The sequence below is a fragment of the Rhizobium sp. 10N414 genome (genome assembly GCF_056394785.1).
This window is the reverse complement of record NZ_JBFTIN010000090.1, coordinates 1-2393: the sequence shown is the minus strand read 5'-3', so window position 1 is coordinate 2393 and position 2393 is coordinate 1. Positions and strand designations below refer to the sequence as shown.

At 60.7% G+C, this 2393-nt stretch carries 3 protein-coding genes and 1 pseudogene; 2 read left to right on the top strand and 2 right to left on the bottom strand.

The genetic code is table 11. From position 1 onward, the window contains the following. Positions 1 to 267 (top strand): flavin reductase family protein (locus tag AC1DE4_RS31635; protein ID WP_477817560.1); only part of this gene is annotated, 267 nt, incomplete at its 5' end. Here the strand turns inward: AC1DE4_RS31635 and speB are convergent. After that, positions 264 to 1259, bottom strand: a complete 996-nt coding sequence (speB, locus tag AC1DE4_RS31630) for an agmatinase (RefSeq protein WP_477817559.1) — start codon at positions 1257 to 1259, stop codon at positions 264 to 266. The two genes, AC1DE4_RS31635 and speB, sit on opposite strands and share 4 nt — an antisense overlap. Positions 1260 to 1372: 113 nt before the next feature. Here speB and AC1DE4_RS31625 point away from each other — a divergent pair. After that, positions 1373 to 1805, top strand: a pseudogene (locus tag AC1DE4_RS31625) (arginase family protein); the annotation flags it as partial. Positions 1806 to 1880: 75 nt separating this feature from the next. Here AC1DE4_RS31625 and AC1DE4_RS31620 read toward each other — a convergent pair. Next, positions 1881 to 2393 (bottom strand): LysR family substrate-binding domain-containing protein (locus tag AC1DE4_RS31620; protein ID WP_477884740.1); only part of this gene is annotated, 513 nt, incomplete at its 5' end.

Sequence of the window (2393 nt, the reverse complement as noted above, 5' to 3'; positions counted from 1 at the left end):
GCGCAGTCCTTCGCCGGCTTCGATGGGCGGCGAGGGGTCGAGCGCTATCAGGACGCGCAATGGTATAGTCTTTCGACCGGCACGCCCGCGCTGAAAGATGCGCTGACGGTTATCGACTGCGAACTTGAAACGGTACTCAACCACCATTCGCACGCGATCCTTATCGGTCACGTTTGCGCGATTAAAACGCGTGACGATGTCGAGCCGTTGCTCTACTGGCGTGGCGGCTACCGACGGCTATCGGGCGAGGCCGGCATCCGCCCCTAGCGAGCGGATGGCCGGTGATCGGGGGCGCCGCCAGCATCGCGCCGAACACCAACCTGCTTGGCAATGACGCAGAGAAGTTCGAACATCATGGTGGCACCGGCAAGTGCCGTCATGCCGGCGAGGTCAAATGGCGGCGCGACTTCGACAACGTCGGCGCCCACGATCTCAACTCCGTCAAGCAGACGGATCATTTGCTGCGCCTCACGGGTCGTGAAGCCGCCGGCCTCGGGTGTTCCGGTTCCCGGCGCCATGGATGGATCGATGCAGTCGATATCAAAGGTAACGTAAGTCGGCAGACCACCGGCGATTTCTCGCGCCTCGCGCATCACGTCGTCTGCGCCGCGGGTGACAAACTCCTCCATGTAGATGATCCTGATGCCCTGCTCTTTTGCCCAGTCATGCTCGCCCGGATCATAGATCGACCCTCGAATTCCGATCTGAACGATTCGCTTCGGGTCGAGCAGCCCCTCCTCGATCGCACGACGGAACGGCGTTCCATGCGTATAGGGGTTGTCACCGAAATAGCGATCGTTGGTGTCAGAGTGCGCATCAAAATGAATCAGGCCGACCGGTCTGTCTTTTGCGACGGCCCGTAGCACGGGCAGCGTCGTCAAATGGTCTCCCCCGACCGATAGCGGAATGGCACCGGCGGCGACAATCGTACCCATTCCCTTTCTGATGCGATCGAGGCCGTCGGCAAGATCGATCGGGTTCACGGAAAGATCGCCTACATCTGCGACGTTGGCGATGCTGAAAGGCGCGGTGCCCGAGACATGGTGTACGCGCCGCATGAGGCTTGACTGATTGCGAACCTCCCGCGGCCCGTGCCGTGCGCCTGCCCTGTTCGTCGTCCCGCCGTCCCAGGGAATGCCGACAAGGGCGATATCAAGCCCGATCGCGGTCTGCACGGCGGGCAGACGCATGAAGGTTGAATGTCCGGCAAAGCGCGGAACTTCGGCAGCATCGACCGGTTGAAAGAAATTGCCGCTCATCGTTCCCGTCCTTTGCTTATGGTGATGCCTCAATCTGTGATCCCGCCGCCTCTCGCGCAAGCCCAACTTTTCATAGTGCCCAATCAGCAGGCTGGCATGACGAGACAGCGGGCGGTGGCCCGATGCGTAACGCGGTGCTGAATGGTGTTCTCGATCCGACCAGGACTATTCAGATAGGCATCCGCGGGTCAGCTGAATACCTCTGGGAGTTCTCCTATGAGTCCGGGATGACGGTTATTCACGCGGGGAAAATATCAGCGATGGGCATTTCGGCGATCGTCGAGAAGGCCCGGTAGGTCCTTGGATATTGACAGTCTCGACCCTGCCTTTGTCCCCCGGCACAGGACGCCCGAGATCGGCGGCCTGACCAGTCGAGAGGCACTGGAGCTGCTGCGCGGACTAAAGGGGCTGAACTTCGCTGGCGCCGATCTCGTGGAGGTATCGCCGCAATACGACAGCACGACGAATACGGCACACGCTGGCGCTCAGGTTCTGTTCGAGATCCTCAACCTCCTGGTATTCAGCCCGGCGGTAGCACGTCGCTAAGTGCGATTGGCCTCGGCCAGCGCTAACCAGCGTGCCCTTCACCGACTGTCGCTGGCATCCGGTTACGCAATGCTGTCAGCCCCGCCTTGCCAGCGACCGAGCGATGTCGACAATATCATCGCGGCCAGCGGTTGGGTCTTCTCTGTTCCAGGCAATGCCAAGCCCGATCCTGAAGTCGATCCCGCTTACCTTCTTCAGCTCAAAGCCGCGATTGGGAAGATCCAGCGTCCATTCCGGGGCAAAGCCGATGCCAAGCCCGGCAGAGACCAGCGACACCAGCGCATAGGTGTCGTCGCAGCTGAAGGCAATGTTGGCGGTGAGGTCGTATTCCGCGAACTTCTCATTGAAGTAGCGCTCGGTAAAAGACAGGTTCTGCCGGTTGAAGGCGATGATCTTCTGAGTGCGCAGATCGTCGATCGTGATCTCCTCCCTGGCGGCCAGCGGATTGGCATGGCCAACCGCCAGGTAGTAGCGCTCATGCGCAAGCGAGACGAAGCGCAACGAGCCGATGTTTTCCACCGGCCGGATGAAGCCCAGATTGAGCTGGCCGGTCTCCAGGCCGCGGATGATCTCGCCGGTATTGCCAGA